Raw genomic sequence first — 21,369 nt, forward strand, 5'->3', positions numbered from 1 at the left:
AAGGGTTCAGGCACTGCAAGGAGGCTGGATGAACGACGAGCTCCAACATTTACGCAATCTTGGCAAGACCTCGGCGCAATGGCTGCACGCCGTCGGCATTCACAATGCAACGGATCTGCGTCGCCGTGGTGCGGTGGACGCTTATCGCGCGGTCAAAGTGCGCGGTTTTCGCGCCTCCAAGGTGCTGCTCTATGCCATCGAAGGGGCGCTCATGGACCTGCACTGGAATGACATCCCCAGCGAACGCAAAGAGGCCTTGAATAAACAGCTGGAAGCTATATCGTCACGCCAGAAGAACTGAGATTCGCACGCATTCGTCGTTCGTTCTCTGGCACCCGCAGTCATAGAGATTCGTGAACATGTATCTACTTGGGGAGCAACCGGCCTATGCCGACGCATGGGTCAATCGTCTTCAGACCATTCCACCCGAGCTATTGAAGGGTCTGGCACCTGCGGGCACGTCTTTGACGTTCGAGCAGGTCGCCGACCTGGGCCCGTTCCTCGACACCGCCAACCTCTACCTGATCGACGATGGCCTGCTGCACGTGCAGTTTAACGAGCGCAAGCTGTTCTACCTGCAGGAAGGCGACCTCATCGGCTTGCGCCAGGACGCCCAAACACTGCAGTGCGGCTATGCCAGCGATGGCCCGCTGACTTTGACGCCGTACCGGCGCAGCGAAGTCTTCGCGCACCTGCAGGCCAGCAGCGATGGCCAGGCGCTGCTGATCGAGTACCTGACCGGCCAGTCCACCCTGCTGTGCGACGCTATCACCCGTCTCAAACAACCCGAGTTTCGCAGCGCCAACGGCTTCAAGCATGTGGCCGCCGGCGACACGCTGCTCCAGCAGGGTGACGAGGCGGATCACGTATTCATCATCATCGACGGCAAAGCCGAGGCGTTCGTCGACGGCCAGAAGGTCGGCGATGTGCTCAAGGACGAGATTTTCGGCGCCATGGCAGTGTTCACCGGCGAGAAGCGCAGCGCCACGGTCATCGCCAGCGAGCCCTGCACCCTGATGATGATCCCCAAGGACCAGTTCCTCAACCTGGCCCAGAGCAATCCGCGCATTGCCCACAGCCTGATCGAGAGCATGGCGCGGCGTATCGACTCCCTGAACAAGCAACTGACGGCCTCGAATTCCAGCACCCTCGAAAAGAAATGAAAAAGAACCGTTGACTTAGAAATGAGAATCGTTATGATTATCACAACTGGTCGCGAGATCAGCCGATAACTGGAAGGCCCTTGGTTCGGACTTTCAGATATCTCCTCATCAGGCTAATCACGGTTTTTGACCCCGCATTTTTGCGGGGTCTTTTTTTGCCTGTCATAATGCGCGCCACTTGGAATTGTCGCCGGACCGGACAGCCTCTTCGCCATCGGGAAGCACAACCATGCATCTGCTCTGCCACGGGAGCGACCTCCCCGAAGCCCAAAGCCGCGGCTTCGAAGTCAACGGCGTCGCCCTGCTGGCCGCCCGCCGCGACGGGCAGGTGTACGCCTACCGCAATCAATGCCCGCATCGCGGCATTCGCCTGGAATGGCAACCGGACCAGTTCCTCGACAGCAGCGCCAGCCTGATCCAGTGTGCACGCCACGGCGCACTGTTCTTGATTGAAAGCGGCGAGTGCGTGGCGGGGCCCTGCGCCGGAGAATCACTGCAAGCCCTGCCCTGCCGTGAGGACGCACAGGGTATCTGGCTGCTGCATTCGCCTCAGCCGCCGAGCAGCACCGGCAGGCGCCGATCGATGTAGATCTGGCCGGTGTCGATGTGCACGCCATAGGCCAGCACTTCCACCCCCTCGAACACCGCGGCGCGCAGGGCTTCGGCGTAGCGCGGATCGATCTCCTCGGCCGGCCTGACCGCCTCGACCCCGCTCAGATTGACGCAATACAGCTGCACTGCGCGAATCCCTTGGCGGCGCAGGCTGGCCAACTCACGCAGATGCTTGGCACCACGCTGGGTGACCGCATCCGGAAACGCCGCAGTCGCAGTGCCATCGAACCCCAGGGTCACGCTCTTGACCTCGACATAGGCCGGGCCTTGAGCGAATTGCAGACGAAAATCGATGCGGCTGCGCTCCTCGCCATAGGGCACCTCGCGACGCAGCTCGGTGAAGCCCGCCAGCTCCTCGATTCGCCCGCCACGCAACGCCTCCTCCACCAGGGTATTGGCGCGCCCGGTATTGACGCAGGCCAGGCGGCCTTGAGGCGTTTCGGCAATTTCCCAAGTGCCTGGCAGCTTGCGCTTGGGGTCGTCGGAGCGACTGAACCACACCCCGCCGCCTTCCAGCATGCAGTTGAGCATCGAACCGGTATTGGGGCAGTGAATGGTGATCACCTCGCCACTGGCCAGCTCGATGTCGGCGAGGAAACGCTTGTAACGGCGGATCAGCCACCCTTGTTGCAACGCAGGAGAGAATTCCATCAGCCTTGCCAGCTCCGCAGTCCATGGGCGATTCGCTCTACCGCCTGCTGCAGGCGCGGCAGACTCTGGGTATAGGCGAAGCGCACGTGATGGCCGGCCAGATGACGCCCGAAGTCCAGCCCCGGGGTAATGGCCACATGCTCGGTCTCGAGGAAGTGTCGGCAGAAGCTGAACGCATCACCGCCAAAGGCGCTGATATCGGCATACAGATAGAACGCCCCTTCGGGCTCTACCGCAATCGAGAAGCCCAGCTCGCGCAGCGCCGGCAGCAGATAGTCGCGCCGTTTGGCGAATTCGGCACGCCGCGCTTCGAAGATCGCCAGGGTATCCGGCTCGAAGCAGGCCAGCGCGGCATGCTGGGCCATGCTCGGGGCGCTGATGTAGAGGTTCTGCGCCAGCCGCTCGAGATGCGGCACAGCGGCCTCGGGCGCCACCAGCCAGCCCAGGCGCCAGCCGGTCATGCCGAAGTATTTGGAAAAACTGTTGAGCACGAAGGCGTCGTTATCGACCTCCAGCACGCTGCTGGCATCACAGCCATAGGTGAGACCATGATAAATCTCGTCGACCACCAGATGTCCGCGGCGCGCCTTGATCGCCGCGCTCAGGCCCGCGAGCTCGTCGCGACTCAGCAGAGTGCCGGTGGGGTTGGCAGGCGATGCCACCAGTGCGCCCACTGTGTCGGCATTCCAATGCGCGGCAACCTGCTCGGCTGTCAGTTGGTAGCGTTCGGCTGGCCCGACCGGCACCAATTGCGCACTGGCTTCGACCAGGCGCAGGAAGTGCCGGTTGCACGGGTAGCCCGGATCGGCCAGCAGCCAGTGCTTGCCGGGGTCGACCAGCAAACTGCTGGCCAGCAGCAAGGCCCCGGAGCCACCGGGCGTCACCAGAATGCGCCCAGGATCGATCTGCACGCCGTAGCGCTGCGCATAGAAACCCGCGATGGCCTCGCGCAGCGCTGGCAATCCGCGCGCGGCGGTATAGCGGGTTGCGCCTGCGGCCAGTGCGGCCTGCCCGGCTTTGACGATCGGCTCGGCGGTGGTGAAGTCCGGCTCGCCGATTTCGAGGTGGATCACATCGTGGCCGGCAGCCTGCAATTCATTGGCCCGCGCCAGCAGCGCCATGACATGGAAAGGTTCGATCGCGCGGCTGCGCGCACTGTAGGCTTGGGACATGTGGCGTTCCCCGAATAGGTGTAAACAGGGGATTCTACCTAAGCGCTCGAACAAAGGCTTTGTCAGGCTCGACAACCGGGAGTAGCGCGCCCCGATTTGATCTGGTAAGTTCGCCGGCTTGCAGTCGCAGGGCCGGCAGGTGTCGGAGATGGATCATTATCCTGCGCAACGGTTGAAGAGCGAGAGGCGGTTTATTCATGTCCACCAATGAAAAGCAGCAGAACAGCACTATCAGTGGCTTTGAACCCTACGTAGAGACGAAGGGCGAGGAGTACATGAGCGATAAGATGCGCCTTCACTTCACCAAGATCCTCCAGAAATGGAAACAGGACTTGATGCAGGAAGTCGACCGTACTGTAGACCACATGAAAGACGAAGCAGCCAACTTCCCCGACCCGGCCGATCGCGCCAGTCAGGAAGAAGAGTTCAGCCTCGAACTGCGCGCGCGCGACCGCGAACGCAAGTTGATCAAGAAGATCGACAAGACCCTGCAGTTGATCGAAGACGAAGAATACGGCTGGTGCGAGTCGTGCGGCATCGAGATCGGCGTACGCCGCCTGGAAGCCCGCCCGACTGCCGACATGTGCGTCGACTGCAAGACCTTGGCTGAAATCAAGGAAAAACAGGTCGGCAAATGACCTGTGCGAGGTGGAGCGTGCTCACGCTCCACCACCGCCCTGCCGCCGGGGTCCACCCGGCCGCAACCGGCTTGCTGTAATATTCCCGCCATGACCAAGCCCTCCTATACCGGCCGTTTCGCGCCGACGCCCAGTGGTTACCTGCACTTCGGTTCGCTGGTCGCCGCCCTCGCTTCGTATCTGGACGCCCGCGCCGTGAATGGTCGCTGGCTGCTGCGCATGGAAGACCTCGATCCGCCGCGCGAAGTACCCGGCGCCCAGGCCGCTATCCTGCAAACGCTCGAACAGTACGGCCTGGAATGGGACGGCGAGGTGGTGTACCAAAGCCAGCGTCACGAAGCCTACCGCGAGGTGGTGCAGCGCTGGTTCAGCCAAGGGCTGGCGTACGCGTGCACTTGCTCACGCAAACAGCTGCAAGGTTACGGCGGTATCTATCCGGGCCTGTGTGGCAATGCCGGCCATGGGCCGGAAGATGCCGCCATTCGCCTGCGCGTTCCGCAATTGAATTACCGCTTCGAAGACCGCGTGCAGGGCGATTTCCAGCAGCACCTGGGGCGTGAATCCGGCGATTTCGTGATTCAGCGCCGCGATGGCTTGTATGCCTATCAACTGGCGGTAGTGCTGGACGATGCCTGGCAGGGCATCACCGATATCGTGCGCGGCGCCGACCTGCTCGACTCGACGCCGCGCCATCTGTATCTGCAGGAGTTGCTGGGCGTGCCGCAACCGCGCTACCTGCACGTACCGCTGATCATTCAGCCGGACGGCCACAAGCTGGGCAAAAGCTACCGCTCACCGCCGCTGCAAGGCGATGATGCCGGACCGTTGCTGCTGCGGGCCTTGCGTGCACTGGGCCAGCAACCGCCGCAGGAACTGGTCGGCGCAGCCCCGAGGGAGATACTCGCATGGGCCACGGCACACTGGGATGCCACAACAATTCCCAGGACCGCCACCCTCCCCGAAACCGAACTCCGGTAGCGAGGGAGCCTGCCCACGAAAATCCACGACCCTGTAGAGCACCCAATGGCGGAACCTGTTTCCGGGCCAAGCCCCTCGCTACATATAGGTGCCAGGTTGGGCACGAGGCCTGGGTTTCGCGTACCATCCCGCTTCTTTTTGCCGCACCCATTACACTGATACTGGCACTTCTCCCTCCCCGCTGATCCATCCCACGAGGCCAGCATGTATATCTACCGTTTGGTCCTGCTGCTGGTAGTCGGCATCTACCTGTTTTCGCCCGCCATCATGGATTGGTGGATCGAGCCCTCGGGCGCCTGGTACAGGCCTTACCTGTTGTGGCTGATTCTGATCGTGGTGACCTTTATCCTGCAGAGCCAACGAGATGCCGATGAGCTTTAGCCTGACCCAGATGATCCTGATCAGCGCCGCCTACCTGCTGGTGCTGTTCTGCGTGGCCTGGATCAGCGAGCGCGGCATGATCCCGCGCTCGATCACCCGTCACCCGCTCACCTACACGCTGTCGCTGGGCGTCTATGCCAGTGCCTGGGCCTTCTATGGCACTGTCGGCCTGGCGTATCAGTACGGTTACGGCTTTCTGGCCTGTTACATGGGGGTGTCGGGGGCGTTCCTGCTGGCCCCGGTGTTGCTGTACCCGATCCTCAAGATCACCCGCACCTATCAGCTGTCATCGCTGGCCGACCTGTTCGCCTTCCGTTTTCGCAGCACCTGGGCTGGCGCCATGACCACCTTGTTCATGCTGATCGGCGTACTGCCGCTGCTCGCCCTGCAGATACAGGCGGTAGCGGACACCATCGGCATCCTCACCCACGAGCCGATCAAGGCCCGCGTGGCGTTGAGTTTCTGCGCGCTGATCACCCTGTTCACGATTTTCTTCGGCTCTCGGCATATTGCCACCCGTGAAAAACACGAAGGCCTGGTATTCGCCATCGCCTTCGAATCGGTGATCAAGCTGATCGCCTTGGGCGGCATCGGTATCTACGCGCTGTATGGCGTGTTCGACGGCCCACACGACCTCGAGCAGTGGCTGATGCAAAATCAGAGTGCCCTGGCCTCCTTGCACGCGCCGTTGCAGGAAGGCCCTTGGCGAACCTTGCTGCTGGTGTTCTTCGCCTCGGCCATCGTCATGCCGCACATGTACCACATGGCCTTTACCGAAAACCTCAATCCGCGCGCCCTGGTCAGTGCCAGCTGGGGCCTGCCCCTGCTATTACTGCTGATGAGCCTCGCCGTGCCGTTGATCCTCTGGGCCGGCCTGCGCCTGGGCGCCACGACCAGCCCGGAATATTTCACCCTGGGGATAGGCATCGCCGCCAACAGCACAGCCCTGACACTGCTGGCCTATGTCGGCGGGCTGTCGGCATCCAGCGGGTTGATCATCGTCACCACCTTGGCGCTGTCGGGCATGGCGCTCAACCACTTGGTACTGCCGCTGTATCAGCCCCCGGCGGAGGGCAATATCTACCGTTGGCTGAAGTGGACCCGCCGCGCGCTGATCGTCGCCATCATCATGGCCGGTTACTGCTTTTACCTGCTGCTGGGCGCGCGGCAGGATCTGGCGCATCTGGGCATCGTCGCCTTTGTCGCCACTTTGCAATTCCTGCCTGGCGTGCTGTCGGTACTGTACTGGCCGACCGCCAACCGCCGCGGCTTCATCGCCGGTCTGCTGGCGGGCATGCTGGTGTGGGCGGCGACCATGCTGCTACCACTGATCGGCGACCTGCAGGGGTTCTACATCCCGCTGTTGAACATGATCTATGTGCTCGACGATACCAGCTGGCACATGGCGGCCATCGCCTCCCTGGCCGCCAACGTGTTGCTGTTCACCCTGGTATCGCTGTTCACGAGCATCAGCACCGAAGAGGCCAGCGCCGCCGAGGCCTGTGCGGTGGACAACGTGCGCCGCCCGCAACGTCGCGAACTGCACGCCGCCTCCCCCCAGGAATTCGCCACGCAACTGGCCAAGCCGCTAGGTGCCAAGGCGGCGCAGAAAGAGGTCGAGCAAGCCCTGCGCGATCTCTACCTGCCGTTCGACGAGCGCCGCCCCTATGCCCTGCGCCGCCTGCGCGACCGTATCGAGGCCAATCTGTCCGGGCTCATGGGCCCCAGCGTCGCCCAGGACATGGTCGAGACCTTCCTGCCGTATAAATCCGGCAGCGAAAACTACGTGACCGAAGACATCCACTTCATCGAAAGCCGCCTTGAGGATTACCACTCGCGGCTCACCGGCCTTGCCGCCGAACTCGATGCCCTGCGCCGCTATCACCGGCAAACCCTGCAAGAACTACCGATGGGCGTCTGTTCGCTGGCCAAGGATCAAGAGATCCTGATGTGGAACAAGGCCATGGAAGAGCTCACCGGGATACCGGCGCAGCGCGTGGTGGGTTCGCGCCTGGCGACCATCAGCGAGCCTTGGCGCGCGCTGCTGATGGGTTTCATCCATATTCCCGACGAGCATTTGCACAAGCAGCGTCTGGGCCTCGATGGCCAGACCCGCTGGCTCAACCTGCACAAAGCGGCCATCGACGAGCCCCTGGCCCCCGGCAACAGCGGCCTGGTACTGCTGGTCGAGGACCTGACCGACACGCAGATGCTCGAAGACAAGCTGGTGCACTCCGAGCGTCTGGCCAGCATCGGTCGCCTGGCCGCCGGCGTCGCCCACGAGATCGGCAACCCAATCACGGGTATCGCCTGCCTTGCACAGAACCTGCGCGAAGAGCGCGAAGAAGACGGCGAGATCACCGAGCTGAGCAGCCAGATCATCGAGCAGACCAAACGCGTGTCACGCATCGTGCAGTCGCTGATGAGCTTTGCCCATGCCGGCAGCCACCAACGCAGCGACGAGCCCGTGAGCCTCGCCGACGTGGCCCAGGACGCCATCGGCCTGCTGGCGTTGAACCGGCGAAACTTCGAGGTACAGTTCTACAATCTGTGCGACCCGGATCATTGGGTCGACGGCGATCCGCAGCGCCTGGCCCAGGTGCTCATCAACCTGCTGTCCAACGCCCGCGACGCATCGCCCCCAGGCAGCGCGGTGCGGGTCAAGAGCGAGGTCAGCGAGCACACGGTGGATCTGATCGTCGAAGACGAAGGCACCGGCATTCCCAAGAACATCATGGACCGGCTGTTCGAACCGTTCTTCACCACCAAGGATCCGGGTGAAGGAACAGGACTGGGGCTCGCTCTGGTCTATTCCATCGTTGAAGAGCATTATGGACAGATCACCATAGACAGCCCGGCAGATGAAAAAAACCAGCGCGGCACCCGAATCCGCGTCACCCTGCCCCGTCATGTCGTTGCGACGTCCGCTGTGAACTGAGACCGTCGAGAGAACCGACTCAATGCCGCATATTCTGATTGTCGAAGACGAAACGATCATTCGTTCTGCCCTACGCCGCCTGCTTGAACGGAATCAGTATCAGGTCAGCGAAGCCGGTTCCGTGCAAGAGGCACAGGAACGCTTCTCCATTCCCTCGTTCGACTTGATCGTCAGCGATCTACGCCTGCCTGGCGCTCCGGGAACCGAGCTGATCAAGCTTGGCCAGGGCACCCCCGTGCTGATCATGACCAGCTACGCCAGCCTGCGCTCGGCTGTGGACTCGATGAAAATGGGTGCGGTGGATTACATCGCCAAGCCCTTCGACCACGACGAAATGCTCCAGGCCGCCGCGCGCATCCTGCGTGATCGCCAGACGCAGCCAGCACCAGCGCCCGCCGAACGCGGCAACGGCAAAGCTGCGCCCGTCGCCGAGCGCGGTGTCGCTGGAGGCGAAAATGCCAACGGCGAGATCGGCATCATCGGCTCCTGCCCGCCCATGCAGGACCTGTACAGCAAGATCCGCAAGGTCGCGCCTACCGACTCCAACGTATTGATTCAAGGTGAATCCGGTACCGGCAAGGAACTGGTCGCGCGCGCCTTGCACAACCTGTCGCGCCGGGCCAAGGCACCGATGATTTCGGTCAACTGCGCGGCCATCCCGGAAACCCTCATCGAATCCGAGCTGTTCGGCCACGAAAAGGGGGCGTTCACGGGTGCCAGCGCCGGGCGTGCGGGGCTGGTCGAAGCGGCGGACGGCGGCACGCTGTTCCTCGACGAGATCGGCGAATTGCCCCTTGAGGCCCAGGCGCGCTTGCTGCGCGTGCTGCAGGAAGGCGAGATTCGTCGGGTCGGCTCGGTACAATCGCAGAAGGTCGACGTACGGCTGATCGCCGCGACCCACCGCGACCTCAAGAGCCTGGCCAAGATCGGCCAGTTCCGCGAAGACTTGTTCTATCGCCTGCACGTGATTGCGCTCAAGCTGCCGCCGCTGCGCGAGCGTGGCCCGGACGTGAGCGAAATTGCCCACGTGTTCCTCAAACGCCAAAGCGCCCGTATCGGCCGCACGGACCTGCGCTTCGGCGCCGATGCCGAGCAAGCGATCCGCCAGTATTCCTGGCCTGGCAACGTGCGGGAGCTGGAAAACGCGGTCGAACGCTCGGTGATCCTCAGCGACAACGCAGAAATCTCCGCCGACCTGCTGGGCATCGATATCGAGTTGAGCGACCTCGAAGACGACGAATTCATCGGCCTGCCTCCGCAACAGGGCGGCAATAACAATGTCAGCCATGACCCCACCGAAGATCTGTCTCTGGAAGATTACTTCCAGCACTTCGTCCTGGAACATCAGGACCATATGACTGAGACCGAGCTGGCGCGCAAATTGGGTGTGAGCCGCAAGTGCCTATGGGAACGTCGCCAGCGGCTGGGCATCCCAAGACGCAAGTCGAGCGTGGCGAGCGAGAGCTGATTCGTTTCAGCTGTTACCGGCGAAATGTTCGTAATAAAACTACATAAATACAAGGTGTTACCGCAGGTTTGCATGCGTAACAAAATGCGATTCCTACGGTAACGAAATTTGTCTGGCGCGGCCGATCATCCACCGACGTAATCCCGCCAACCCCTTGATTTTCGGGCATTTGCAAAAGTTGGCACAGGACCTGCTATATCTCTGGTACAAGAACAACAACAAGCAACGCACAACCCCATAATAAAAATAAGACGAATCGACTCACGCATAATAAAAACAAGACGGCGGAGGCGCAGCTAACTGATTCTTTTGGAGAGGAGTTGTATTTGGGGCTTGCCCCGCAGCCAGGCCGAGAACAATAAAAAACTGCACTCAAGCAGGGGCCCGAACTGGTTGGATCATCAGATCATTGCAACGCAGCGACCAAAGCAATCCGTTTGCTCTTGGCTCCCGGTTAGGGAGATGGCCCTCAGGCGATGATGCCTTGAGGGTAGGGCATTCAACAAAAACAAGAAGCCCGTCATAACAATAAAAACGAGCATGCAACTATTACTTGGGGAGCTTCGGCTCCCCTTGTGCTGTCTGGCTTTCAGGCACGACCCCTCCCCCGCTCACGCCCCCCTGTTCCGCTCACTTGTTTCAGCGTCCTACACCATTCGCCGACTAAATGCTAGAATCCCCCGCCATCATGCAGCCATTCCTGTTTCTGGCTGACCATTCCTTCAAACAGTGCATCCCATGCTGAAGAAGCTGTTCCAGTCTTTCCGCCCTCCTGCGAGGGTTGTGCAACATTTGCGTACCACGCCTGAAGTGCTCAATAGCGGCCAGCATTCGCTGCAGCGTGGCCAGTTCAGCCGGCATGCCGTGGGCATCGTCGAACGTCTGCAAAACGCCGGATACCAGGCCTATCTGGTAGGCGGCTGCGTGCGCGACCTGCTGCTCAATATCACCCCCAAGGATTTCGACGTCGCCACCAGCGCCACGCCGGAGCAGGTCCGTGCCGAGTTTCGCAACGCGCGAGTGATCGGCCGCCGCTTCAAGCTGGTCCACGTGCATTTCGGCCGCGAGATCATCGAAGTCGCAACCTTCCGCGCCAATCATCCTGAAGAGGGTGAAGAAGAAGAGAACACCAACACTTCTTCGCGCAACGAAAGCGGTCGCATCCTGCGCGACAACGTTTATGGCACCCTGGAAGAAGACGCCCAGCGTCGTGACCTGACCATCAACGCGCTGTATTACGACCCGGTCAGCGAGCGGATTCTCGACTACGCCAACGGCGTGCACGACATCCGCAATCGCCTGATCCGCCTGATCGGCGATCCGCAGCAGCGCTACCAGGAAGACCCGGTGCGCATGCTGCGTGCGGTGCGCTTTGCCGCCAAGCTCGATTTCGGTATCGAAAAGCACACCGCCGCTCCGATCAAACCCATGGCGCCGATGCTGCGCGAGATCCCTTCGGCGCGGCTGTTCGAGGAGGTGCTCAAGCTGTTCCTCTCGGGCAATGCGTCGGATACCTTCGAGATGCTGGTGGACCTGCAATTGTTCGACCAACTGTTCCCGGCCAGCAGCGATGCCCTGGAGCATGAGCCCACCTATACCCACACGCTGATCAGCAATGCCTTGATCAACACCGACCTGCGGGTCAAGCAGGGCAAACCGGTGACCCCGGCGTTCCTGTTCGCCGCCTTGCTGTGGCCGGCGCTGCCACATCGGGTGCTACGCCTGCAGGCCAAGGGCATGCCGCCGATCCCGGCGATGCAGGAAGGCGCTCACGAGCTGATCGCCGAGCAATGCCAACGTATTGCCATCCCGAAACGCTTCACCCTGCCGATCCGCGAGATCTGGGACATGCAGGAGCGCCTGCCACGGCGCAGCGGCAAACGTGCCGACCTGCTGCTCGACAATCCGCGCTTCCGAGCCGGCTATGACTTCTTGCTGCTGCGCGAATCCGCCGGTGAGCAGACCGAAGGCCTGGGCGAGTGGTGGACCGATTACCAGGACGCCAACGACAGTGGCCGTCGCGACATGATCCGCGATCTGGGTGGCAAGGACGAAACCGCTGGCGCTGCGCCCCGCAAGCGCCGCCGCAGTAGCAGCAAACGCAAAGGCGCCGACGGCGAGTAAGCCCATGGAAACCGTGTACATCGGCCTGGGCAGCAACCTGGCGGCACCCGAGCAACAATTGCGCCAGGCGCTGGCGGCGCTGGCCACCCTGCCGGACAGCCACTGGATAGGAGCGTCGGCGCTGTACAGCAGCGAATCCTTGCTGCCCGGCCAGCCGCGCTACACCAATGCCGTGGCGGCTCTGGCCACCGACCTCGCCCCACTGGCGCTGCTCGACGCACTGCAGGCCATCGAAAATGACCAGGGCCGTGAACGCCTGGAGCGCTGGGGCCCGCGTACGCTGGACCTGGACATCCTGCTGTTCGGCGAGCGGGTCATTGGTGAACCCCGCCTCAAGGTGCCGCATTATCATATGCAGGCACGGGCGTTCGTCCTTTATCCCCTCGCCGAGCTGGTTCCAGCCGACTTTGTACTCGCCGATGGCCGAGCGTTGCAGGGGCTGCTGGATGAGTGTCCGTTTGAAGGCCTGCAACGGCTTTGATCACGCCTTCGCGAGCAGAGAGCCCGCTCCCACCGATGGGTTGCGTTCAACCTGTGGGGTCGGGCCTGCGCGTTCGGCGGTCAAGAGGCCCCCGGAGCCACCGCAGATGCCGGATAAATCAAGCAAGCCGGCACCCTTACCGATCAGCCGCGAATATTTGACTTCGCCCCCCCTCCTCACGACTATAGGCGTCCCGCGGTCATCTCTCTGACCGAGCGGTGAAACACCCCAGGGCAGCTCTTTGAAAACACCACGCCAGATGATGTGCTGCTCCGATCGATGAATCACAGCGTCGAGCGCCCGCGCCCGACCGAGGAAGCCCTTGCATGCCCCAGATCTCCCTGTCCACCCTGCAGAGCCTGAAGCTCAAGGGTGAGAAAATAACAATGTTGACCTGCTATGACGCCACATTCGCCCGTGCCGCCAGCGAATCCGGCGTCGAGATCCTGTTGGTCGGCGATTCCCTGGGCATGGTCCTGCAAGGCCACGACAGCACCTTGCCAGTGACCAATGCCGACATGGCGTATCACGTGGCCAGCGTCAAACGTGGCAACCGCGAGGCACTGATCCTCGCCGACCTGCCCTTCATGGCTTGCGCGACCCTCGAGCAGTCGTTCGCCAACAGCGCGCAACTCATGCAGGCCGGGGCTCATATGGTCAAGATCGAAGGCGCTGCCTGGCTGGCCGATACCGTGCGCCTGCTGGCTGAACGTGGCGTGCCTGTGTGCGTGCACCTCGGGCTGACGCCGCAGACGGTCAACGTCCTCGGCGGCTACAAGGTGCAAGGCCGCCTTGAGGCGCAGGCCCAGCAGTTGCGAGCGGATGCGATCAGCCTCGAACAAGCCGGCGCGGCGATGATTCTGCTCGAATGCGTGCCCAGTGAACTGGCAGAACAAATTACCAAAAGGGCCAAGGTGCCCGTGATCGGCATCGGTGCCGGCAATGCTGCTGACGGCCAGGTCCTGGTGCTGCACGACATGCTCGGGCTCTCGCTCAGCGGCCATGTACCGCGTTTCGTGAAGAACTTCATGGCTGGCCAACCTGACATCCACAGCGCCCTGCGCGCTTATGTCAGCGCCGTCAAAGACCACAGCTTTCCTGCCCCCGAACACGGATTCAACGCATGAACACAGTCACCACCATCGCTGAACTGCGCGCCGCGATTGCCTTGGCACGCCGCGCCGGCAAACGCATCGGCTTCGCCCCGACCATGGGTAATCTGCACAGCGGTCACGCCGCGCTGGTGACTCACGCCCGAGCGCTGAGCGACTTCGTGGTGGCGAGCATTTTCGTCAATCCGTTGCAATTCGGCCCCAGCGAAGATCTCGATACCTACCCGCGTACCCTGGACGCCGATCAGCAGCGCCTGGTCGAGGCCGGTTGCGACCTGCTGTTCGCCCCCAGCGTGGCGCAAATGTACCCCGAAGGCACCGCCGTGCAGACCCGCGTCAGCGTGCCGGAACTGTCCCAGGGCCTGTGCGGTGCCAGCCGCCCGGGGCACTTCGAGGGAGTGGCCACGGTGGTCAGCAAGTTGCTCAACATGGTGCAGCCGGACGTCGCCATCTTCGGCCAGAAGGATTACCAGCAACTGGCGGTGATCCGCGCCATGGTCCGCGACCTCAACATGCCTATCGAGATCGTCGGCCAGCCGACCGTGCGCGCCGAAGACGGCCTGGCGCTGTCTTCGCGCAACGGTTATCTGGATGCCGCGCAACGGGCCAAGGCGCCAGTGCTGTACCGCAGCCTCAGCGAAATGGCCGAGGCCATTGCCCAAGGCGACCGCGACTATGCCGGGCTGCTGGAGCGCCAACGCAAGATCATCAGCGCCTCGGGGTTCACCCTCGACTATCTGGAAATCCGCCACGCCGTGCACCTGCGCCCGGCCACCGCGCTGGATCACGATCTGGTCATTCTGGTGGCGGCCTATCTGGGCACCACGCGGTTGATCGACAATCTGCATCTGGATCTGCATGCAGCGGTTTGAGCAAGATTTGCTCTAGCCATGCCGGCCTCTTCGCGAGCAAGCTCTGCTCCCACAGGTGTTCGACTCTGGAACTGTTTCCACTGTGGGAGCAGAGCTTGCTCGCGAAGAGGCCATCTGCAGCGCAGCCGACTCTGCCGCGTTCATGAAAATCAGCTTCATCTGCCAACGATTGTGAAAAGTATCAGTCAAAAGGCAATCCAGGCGCAGACAGACGCGCAAAGGATGTTTACTGTAATCACAGTTCAGCTTGATCTGTGTCCAGGCGTCGTCGCCAGCAGTGCGGCAAGACCTGCAGTGTGGCTTGAACCGCTACGCAACCTGGCCGGATCAGTCAGTGTCCACGAGGCAGTACCAGTAAAAGGAAACCCGCAGCGATGGCGTACTACCGCACTCCTCACGACGTTACCCAGTTGCCCGCATGGAAGGCGCTCAGCCAGCACCGTACCGCCATGCAAGATTTCAGCATGCGCGAGGCATTCCAGGCCGATCCACAGCGCTTCAATCAATTCTCCCTGAGCGGTTGTGGGCTGTTCCTCGACTACTCGAAAAACCTGATCACCAGCGAGACCCGCGACCTGCTGGTCAAGCTCGCCGCCGAGGTCGACCTCAATACGGCAATCAAGGCAATGTTCGCAGGCGAGATCCTCAACGCCTCCGAAGGCCGCCCGGCGCTGCACACCGCGCTGCGTCGCCCGGTCGGCGACAAGCTCAGCGTCAACGGCACCAACATCATGCCGGACGTGCACAAGGTGCTGAACCAGATCACCGAGCTGGTCACCCGCATCCACGACGGCCTGTGGCGCGGCTACACCGAAAAACCGATCACCGATGTGGTCAATATCGGTATCGGCGGCTCGTTCCTGGGCCCTGAGCTGGTGTCCGAGGCGCTGTTGCCCTACAGCCAGAAAGGCGTGCGTTGCCACTACCTGGCGAACATCGACGGCAGCGAATTCCACGAGCTGTCGGCCAAGCTGCGCGCCGAGACCACGCTGTTCATCGTCTCGTCGAAATCCTTCAATACCCTCGAAACCCTCAAGAATGCCCAGGCTTCGCGTGCCTGGTACCTGGCACAGGGCGGCTCCGAAGCCGAGCTGCATCGGCACTTCATCGCGGTCTCGAGCAACAACGCCGCGGCCGTGGCGTTCGGTATTCGTGAAGAAAACATCTTCCCGATGTGGGACTGGGTCGGCGGACGTTATTCGCTGTGGTCGGCCATCGGTTTGCCGATCGCGCTGTCCATCGGCATGGCCAACTTCAAGGAGCTGCTGTCCGGTGCCTACACCATGGACCAGCACTTCCAGACCGCGCCGTTCGAACAGAACATCCCGGTCCTGCTGGCGCTGCTGGGCGTGTGGTACAACAATTTCTGGGAAGCCCAGAGCCACGCGATCCTGCCGTACGATCACTACCTGCGCAACATCACCAAGCACTTGCAGCAACTGGACATGGAGTCCAACGGCAAGAGCGTGCGCCAGGACGGCAGCCCGGTCAGCGTCGAAACCGGCCCGGTAATCTGGGGTGGTGTGGGTTGCAACGGTCAGCATGCTTATCACCAGTTGCTGCACCAAGGCACGCAGATGATCCCGGCAGACTTCATCGTGCCGGTGGTCAGTTTCAATCCGGTCGCCGACCATCACCAGTGGCTGTTCGCCAACTGCCTGTCGCAAAGCCAGGCGCTGATGCTCGGCAAGACCCGCAACGAAGCCGAAGCCGAGTTGCGTGACAAAGGCATGGCCGAGGCCGATATCCAGAAGCTGGCACCGCACAAGGTGATCCCGGGCAACCGTCCGAGCAATACGCTGGTGCTCGAGCGCGTCAGCCCGCGGCGCTTGGGTGCGCTGGTGGCCATGTATGAGCACAAGGTGTTCGTGCAGAGCGTGATCTGGGGCACCAACGCCTTCGACCAGTGGGGTGTGGAGCTGGGCAAGGAGCTGGGCAAGGGCGTGTACCAACGCCTGACCGGCGGTATCGAAGAGCCAGCCGAAGACGCCTCGACCCAGGGCTTGATCAACTACTTCCGTGGTCGTCACCGCGGTTAAGCGCAACACCCTATAGCGAGAATCTTGCCTCCGATACGCGGTGTCAGTCACGCAAATGTGTCTGACCGACCGTATCGGGGGACAGCCCCCCCTCGCTACACGGCAGAACCTGAAGCCGCCTCTATACTCATCCGATCAAAAGGATGAGGATCTGCCATGTCCAAGCTCAGCGCATTCCCCATCGCGGAGGCTGTCAGCCAGGCAGCCCGCTTGAGCCACGCCGATTACCAACGACTCTATCGCCAGTCGATCGACGATCCGGATACCTTCTGGGGCGATCAGGCGCGCGCGTTACTGCACTGGTTCAAGCCTTGGCAGCAGGTCCAGCGCTGCGACTTCACCCATGGCCAGGCGGCCTGGTTCGAAGGGGGCGAACTCAATGTCAGTTACAACTGCATCGACCGCCACCTCGACACCAAGGGCGAACAGGTGGCGATCATCTGGGAGGGCGACCACCCGACCGAATCCGCGGAAGTCACCTACCAAAAGCTCCATCGTCACGTCTGCCGCCTGGCCAACGTGCTCAAGAGCCGCGGTGTGCGCAAAGGCGATCGCGTGTGCATCTACATGCCAATGACCCCCGAAGCCGCCTATGCCATGCTTGCCTGCGCTCGCATCGGAGCGGTCCACTCGGTGGTGTTCTCGGGGTTTTCTGCCGACGCCCTGGCCGACAGGCTCGAGGATGCCGGCGCCAATACTGTGATCACGGCCGATGAGAGCGTCAGGGCGGGCGTCTACGTGGGCCTCAAGGACAATGTCGACCAGGCGTTGCTCAGTTGCCCGCAGGTCAGCACGGTGATCGTGGTACAGCGCACCGAAGGCGAGGTGCAGTGGGTCGAGGGCCGCGACCTGTGGTATCACGAGGCCGTCCATGGCGCCAGCGCCGACTGCCCGGCCGAACCCATGGCGGCCGAAGACCCGCTGTTCATCCTCTACACCTCCGGCAGCACCGGCAAGCCCAAGGGGGTGTTGCACAGCACCGCGGGCTACCTGCTGCAGACCCTTCTCACTTACCGCGATGTATTCGACTACCGCGAAGGCGATATCCACTGGTGCACCGCTGATATCGGCTGGATCACCGGGCAGAGCTACATCGTCTATGGCCCCCTGGCTGCCGGTTCGACCACCCTGATGTTCGAGGGCGTCGCGCATCATCCGGATGCCTCGCGCAGTTGGCGCATCATCGACAAGCACCAGGTGACCACGTTCTACACCGCCCCCACCTCTTTGCGCGCCTTGATGAAGGAAGGCGACGAGCATTTGCGCAATAGCGCCAGAGACAGCCTGCGAGTGCTCGGCAGCGTCGGCGAGCCGATCAATCCGGAAGCCTGGAACTGGTTCTTCCATGAGGTGGGGCGCCAGCGCTGTCCCATCGTCGATACCTGGTGGCAGACCGAGACTGGCGCCATCATGCTTTCGCCGCTGGTCGGCACACCCGGCAGGAAGCCCGGCAGCGCCATGCAGCCTCTGTTTGGCGTGCAACCGGTGCTGCTTAGCGAACAGGGCGAACCCATCGAAGGCGCCGGCACCGGGCTGCTGGCGCTGAAGGGCAGCTGGCCAGCGCAGATCCGCAGCGTGTGGGGCGATCATCAGCGCATGATCGACAGCTATTTCGCGCCGTTCCCGGGTTACTACCTGACGGGGGACGGTGCTCGTCGTGATGCCGATGGCGACCTGTGGATCACCGGCCGTGTCGATGATGTGATCAATGTCTCCGGGCACCGCATCGGCACCGCCGAAATCGAGAGTGCACTGGTATTGCATGAGAGCATCGCCGAGGCGGCGGTGGTCGGCTATCCGCACCCGCTCAAGGGCCAAGGCATCTACGCCTTCGTCACGCCAATGACCGGCGTGTGCTTGGATGGGGCGTTGCGCGAAGAGTTGCTGGCGCTGGTGAGCCACGAGATCGGCCGCTTCGCCCGGCCAGAGCTGCTGCAAGCCACCGAGGCCTTACCCAAGACCCGCTCGGGCAAAATCATGCGCCGGCTGTTGCGACGCATCGCCAGCAACCAGTTGGACGAGCTGGGGGACACCTCGACGTTGACCGACGCCAGCGTGCTGGACGGCCTGATCGCCAACCGGCTCAACCGCTGAGGATGGCAGCGCGCAGCCCATCCATGTCACCATGCGGATCGATCCCAGGCGGGTGTCGATACCCTCGGCACCCCGACAAATCCAATAAATCGAGGTCTGAACCATGCAGGACGTTGTCATCGTTGCCGCCACCCGCACTGCCGTCGGCAGTTTTCAGGGTGCCTTGGCACACATCCCGGCCGTTGATCTGGGCGCCGCCGTGATCCGTCAACTGCTGGCCCAGACCGGCCTCGACCCGGCCCTGGTCGATGAAGTGATCCTTGGCCAGGTGCTCACTGCCGGCGCCGGACAGAACCCCGCCCGTCAGGCAGCCATCAAGGCCGGGCTGCCCCACGCGGTACCGGCCATGACCCTGAACAAGGTCTGCGGCTCGGGCCTCAAGGCCCTGCATCTGGCGACCCAGGCAATTCGCTGCGGCGACGCCGAGGTGATCATCGCCGGCGGGCAGGAAAACATGTCCTTGGCCAATTACGTGATACCGGGGGCGCGCACCGGTTTGCGCATGGGCCACAGCAGTTTGATCGACACGATGATCAGCGACGGCCTGTGGGATGCTTTCAATGACTACCATATGGGCATCACTGCCGAGAATCTGGTGGACAAATACGCCATCAGCCGCGAGCAGCAGGACGCCTTTGCAGCCGCCTCGCAGCAAAAGGCCAGCGCTGCTATCGAGAGCGGGCGCTTTGTCGATGAAATCACCCCCATCCAGATTCCGCAGCGCAAGGGCGAGCCGTTGTCCTTCGCCATCGACGAGCAGCCGCGCGCCGGCACCACGGCCGAGGCGCTGGCCAAGCTCAAGCCGGCCTTCAAGAAGGATGGCAGCGTGACAGCGGGCAATGCGTCATCGCTGAATGATGGCGCCGCTGCGGTGATCCTCATGAGCGCGACCAAAGCCGAGCAGTTGGGCCTGCCCGTGCTGGCGCGGATCAAGGCCTACGCCAATGCCGGGGTCGATCCGGCGATCATGGGCATCGGCCCGGTGAGCGCTACGCGCCGTTGCCTGGACAAGGCCGGCTGGACACTGTCCGAACTGGATCTGATCGAGGCCAACGAGGCCTTTGCTGCGCAGGCCCTGGCGGTGGGCAAGGAGCTGGAATGGGATGCCAGCAAGGTCAACGTCAACGGCGGCGCCATTGCGCTTGGCCATCCCATAGGCGCATCAGGATGCCGAGTGCTGGTGACCCTGCTGCACGAGATGATCAAGCGCGATGTGCATAAGGGCTTGGCGACGCTGTGCATTGGCGGTGGCCAAGGGGTAGCGCTGGCGATCGAGCGGTAGGCTCATTGGCAGTCGATGGACCAGCAGGGCCGGCCTCTTCGCGGGCAAGCCGTGCTCCCACAAGTGCAAGGCTCAGGCCCGGTCAACACTGTGGGAGCAGAGCTTGCTCGCGAAGAGGCCGGTACAGCCGGCCCATTACCTCACCGGCTTGCTGCATTGCAGAGCAACACTGGTAAACTGCGCCCCTGTTCACCAAGGCGCTCCGCATGTCCGTTTTGACCCAGGCGCTGCGCGCCGCCCTCGACTCCCGCACCGATCTGCTAGCCACCTTGCACGCCCAGGGCACTGATTGCTATCGCCTGTTCCACGGCAGCCAGGAAGGCGCCGGCGGCCTCACGCTGGACCGCTATGGCCCGCAGTTGCTGGTACAGAGCTTCCATCAGCCGGTGGACCGTGACACCCTGCTCGGCCTGCACGCCGAGGTCCAGCAGCGCCTGGGCCTGCCATTGCACCTGGTGTACAACGACCGCTCCGGTGGCAACTCGCGCATCGACCGCCACGACAAGGTCTACAGCGCCGAACCCGCCGCACTGGAAGACATGATCGGCCACGAGTGGGGCCTCGACTACCGCGTGCGCGGACGCCATGCCGGGCAGGACCCGCTGCTGTTTCTCGACCTGCGCGAAGCTCGCGGCTGGGTCAAGGACCACGCCAAGGGCAAGTCCGTGCTCAACCTGTTCGCCTACACGTGCGGCGTCGGCCTGAGCGCTGTGGCCGGTGGTGCGAGTGAAGTCTGCAACCTGGATTTCGCCGAGGGCAATCTGGCGGTCGGTCGCGAGAATGGCTTGCTCAACCCTCGACTGCCAGAGATGTCGTTCGTGCAATCGGACTACTTCCCGGCAATCCGCCAACTCGCCGGCTTGCCCATCAGCCAGCGCCGCGGGCAAAAACTGCCGAGCTACCCGCGCCTGGCGCAACGCCAGTTCGATCTGGTGCTCCTCGATCCGCCCGCCTGGGCCAAAAGCGCTTTTGGCACTGTCGACTTGCTGCGCGATTATCAAAGCCTGCTCAAGCCGGCGATCCTCGCCACCGCTGACGATGGCGTGCTGATCTGCTGCAACAATCTGGCGAAGGTCGCCTTCGACGACTGGCGCGATCAGGTCTTGCGCTGCGCCGAAAAAGCCGGCCGCCCGGTGCGCCAGTGGTCGCGTCTGGGTCCCGGTGCTGACTTCCCCTCTGCCGATGGCCAGCCGCCCTTGAAAATCATGGTGCTGCACTTCTGATTCATGTGGGAGTGGGCGTTGCCCACGAAGGGGTCTTGGCTACGCAGCTGCCTGCGTGGGCAGCGCCCCGTCCCACATAAATACCGAGGTTCATCGGAACTGTATCCCCGTGCCATACTCCAAGGCACCTCGATCGAACAG

At 62.5% G+C, this 21,369-nt stretch carries 18 protein-coding genes; 16 read left to right on the forward strand and 2 right to left on the reverse strand.

The window, feature by feature from the left end; all coding sequences use genetic code 11:
- Positions 1–28: 28 nt before the first annotated feature.
- The 3 genes from LIX93_RS26740 (at position 29) to LIX93_RS26750 (ending at position 1,752) form a co-directional block, all read left to right on the forward strand.
- Entirely contained in the window at positions 29–301 is a 273-nt protein-coding gene (locus LIX93_RS26740) for a TfoX/Sxy family protein (RefSeq protein WP_226507062.1), read from the forward strand.
- Positions 302–359: 58 nt separating this feature from the next.
- A complete protein-coding gene (locus LIX93_RS26745) occupies positions 360–1,163 on the forward strand; it encodes a cyclic nucleotide-binding domain-containing protein (protein ID WP_226507063.1) in 804 nt (267 codons plus the stop codon).
- Between the two features lie 229 nt (positions 1,164–1,392).
- Positions 1,393–1,752, forward strand: a complete 360-nt coding sequence (locus LIX93_RS26750; protein ID WP_226507064.1) for a Rieske (2Fe-2S) protein — start codon at positions 1,393–1,395, stop codon at positions 1,750–1,752.
- Here LIX93_RS26750 and sfsA read toward each other — a convergent pair.
- Complete coding sequence (gene sfsA, locus LIX93_RS26755) at positions 1,713–2,426, reverse strand: DNA/RNA nuclease SfsA (protein WP_226507065.1); 714 nt, start codon at positions 2,424–2,426, stop codon at positions 1,713–1,715. The genes LIX93_RS26750 and sfsA overlap by 40 nt on opposite strands.
- On the reverse strand, positions 2,426–3,598 hold the full coding sequence (locus LIX93_RS26760) for a pyridoxal phosphate-dependent aminotransferase (RefSeq protein ID WP_226507066.1): 1,173 nt from the start codon (positions 3,596–3,598) through the stop codon (positions 2,426–2,428). The genes sfsA and LIX93_RS26760 overlap by 1 nt, the downstream gene beginning before the upstream one ends.
- Positions 3,599–3,795: 197 nt before the next feature.
- Here LIX93_RS26760 and dksA point away from each other — a divergent pair, with 197 nt between their 5' ends.
- From dksA to LIX93_RS26825, 13 genes are all read left to right on the forward strand, one after another.
- Entirely contained in the window at positions 3,796–4,236 is a 441-nt protein-coding gene (dksA, locus tag LIX93_RS26765) for an RNA polymerase-binding protein DksA (RefSeq protein WP_226507067.1), read from the forward strand.
- A gap of 90 nt (positions 4,237–4,326) precedes the next feature.
- Entirely contained in the window at positions 4,327–5,214 is an 888-nt protein-coding gene (gluQRS, locus tag LIX93_RS26770) for a tRNA glutamyl-Q(34) synthetase GluQRS (RefSeq protein ID WP_226507068.1), read from the forward strand.
- A gap of 204 nt (positions 5,215–5,418) precedes the next feature.
- Positions 5,419–5,595 (forward strand): hypothetical protein, encoded by a 177-nt coding sequence (locus LIX93_RS26775; RefSeq protein WP_226507069.1) that lies wholly within the window; start codon positions 5,419–5,421, stop codon positions 5,593–5,595.
- Positions 5,579–8,533: a sensor histidine kinase gene (locus LIX93_RS26780; protein ID WP_226507070.1), complete on the forward strand. Its 2,955-nt coding sequence runs from the start codon at positions 5,579–5,581 to the stop codon at positions 8,531–8,533. Before LIX93_RS26775 ends, LIX93_RS26780 begins: the two co-directional genes overlap by 17 nt.
- 22 nt (positions 8,534–8,555) lie before the next feature.
- On the forward strand, positions 8,556–10,001 hold the full coding sequence (locus LIX93_RS26785) for a sigma-54 dependent transcriptional regulator (protein WP_226507071.1): 1,446 nt from the start codon (positions 8,556–8,558) through the stop codon (positions 9,999–10,001).
- Between the two features lie 738 nt (positions 10,002–10,739).
- On the forward strand, positions 10,740–12,125 hold the full coding sequence (locus LIX93_RS26790) for a polynucleotide adenylyltransferase PcnB (protein WP_226507072.1): 1,386 nt from the start codon (positions 10,740–10,742) through the stop codon (positions 12,123–12,125).
- A 4-nt stretch (positions 12,126–12,129) separates the two neighbouring features.
- Positions 12,130–12,606, forward strand: a complete 477-nt coding sequence (gene folK, locus LIX93_RS26795; RefSeq protein WP_226507073.1) for a 2-amino-4-hydroxy-6-hydroxymethyldihydropteridine diphosphokinase — start codon at positions 12,130–12,132, stop codon at positions 12,604–12,606.
- Between the two features lie 326 nt (positions 12,607–12,932).
- Entirely contained in the window at positions 12,933–13,733 is an 801-nt protein-coding gene (gene panB / locus LIX93_RS26800) for a 3-methyl-2-oxobutanoate hydroxymethyltransferase (RefSeq protein WP_226507074.1), read from the forward strand.
- Positions 13,730–14,590 (forward strand): pantoate--beta-alanine ligase, encoded by an 861-nt coding sequence (panC, locus tag LIX93_RS26805; RefSeq protein WP_226507075.1) that lies wholly within the window; start codon positions 13,730–13,732, stop codon positions 14,588–14,590. The genes panB and panC overlap by 4 nt, the downstream gene beginning before the upstream one ends.
- A 374-nt stretch (positions 14,591–14,964) precedes the next feature.
- Entirely contained in the window at positions 14,965–16,629 is a 1,665-nt protein-coding gene (gene pgi / locus LIX93_RS26810) for a glucose-6-phosphate isomerase (RefSeq protein WP_226507076.1), read from the forward strand.
- Positions 16,630–16,785: 156 nt separating this feature from the next.
- Positions 16,786–18,723 carry an acetate--CoA ligase gene (gene acs / locus LIX93_RS26815; RefSeq protein ID WP_226507077.1) on the forward strand — a complete coding sequence of 646 codons (1,938 nt, stop codon included), beginning with the start codon at positions 16,786–16,788 and terminating at the stop codon, positions 18,721–18,723.
- Positions 18,724–18,826: 103 nt separating this feature from the next.
- The gene (locus LIX93_RS26820) at positions 18,827–20,005 is read left to right on the forward strand and encodes an acetyl-CoA C-acetyltransferase (RefSeq protein ID WP_226507078.1); all 1,179 of its coding nucleotides are present in this window, start codon (positions 18,827–18,829) and stop codon (positions 20,003–20,005) included.
- A 206-nt stretch (positions 20,006–20,211) separates the two neighbouring features.
- The gene (locus LIX93_RS26825) at positions 20,212–21,228 is read left to right on the forward strand and encodes a class I SAM-dependent methyltransferase (protein WP_226507079.1); all 1,017 of its coding nucleotides are present in this window, start codon (positions 20,212–20,214) and stop codon (positions 21,226–21,228) included.
- Positions 21,229–21,369: the final 141 nt, after the last annotated feature.

The sequence above is a fragment of the Pseudomonas sp. MWU16-30317 genome, assembly GCF_020515695.1.
GTDB lineage: Bacteria > Pseudomonadota > Gammaproteobacteria > Pseudomonadales > Pseudomonadaceae > Aquipseudomonas.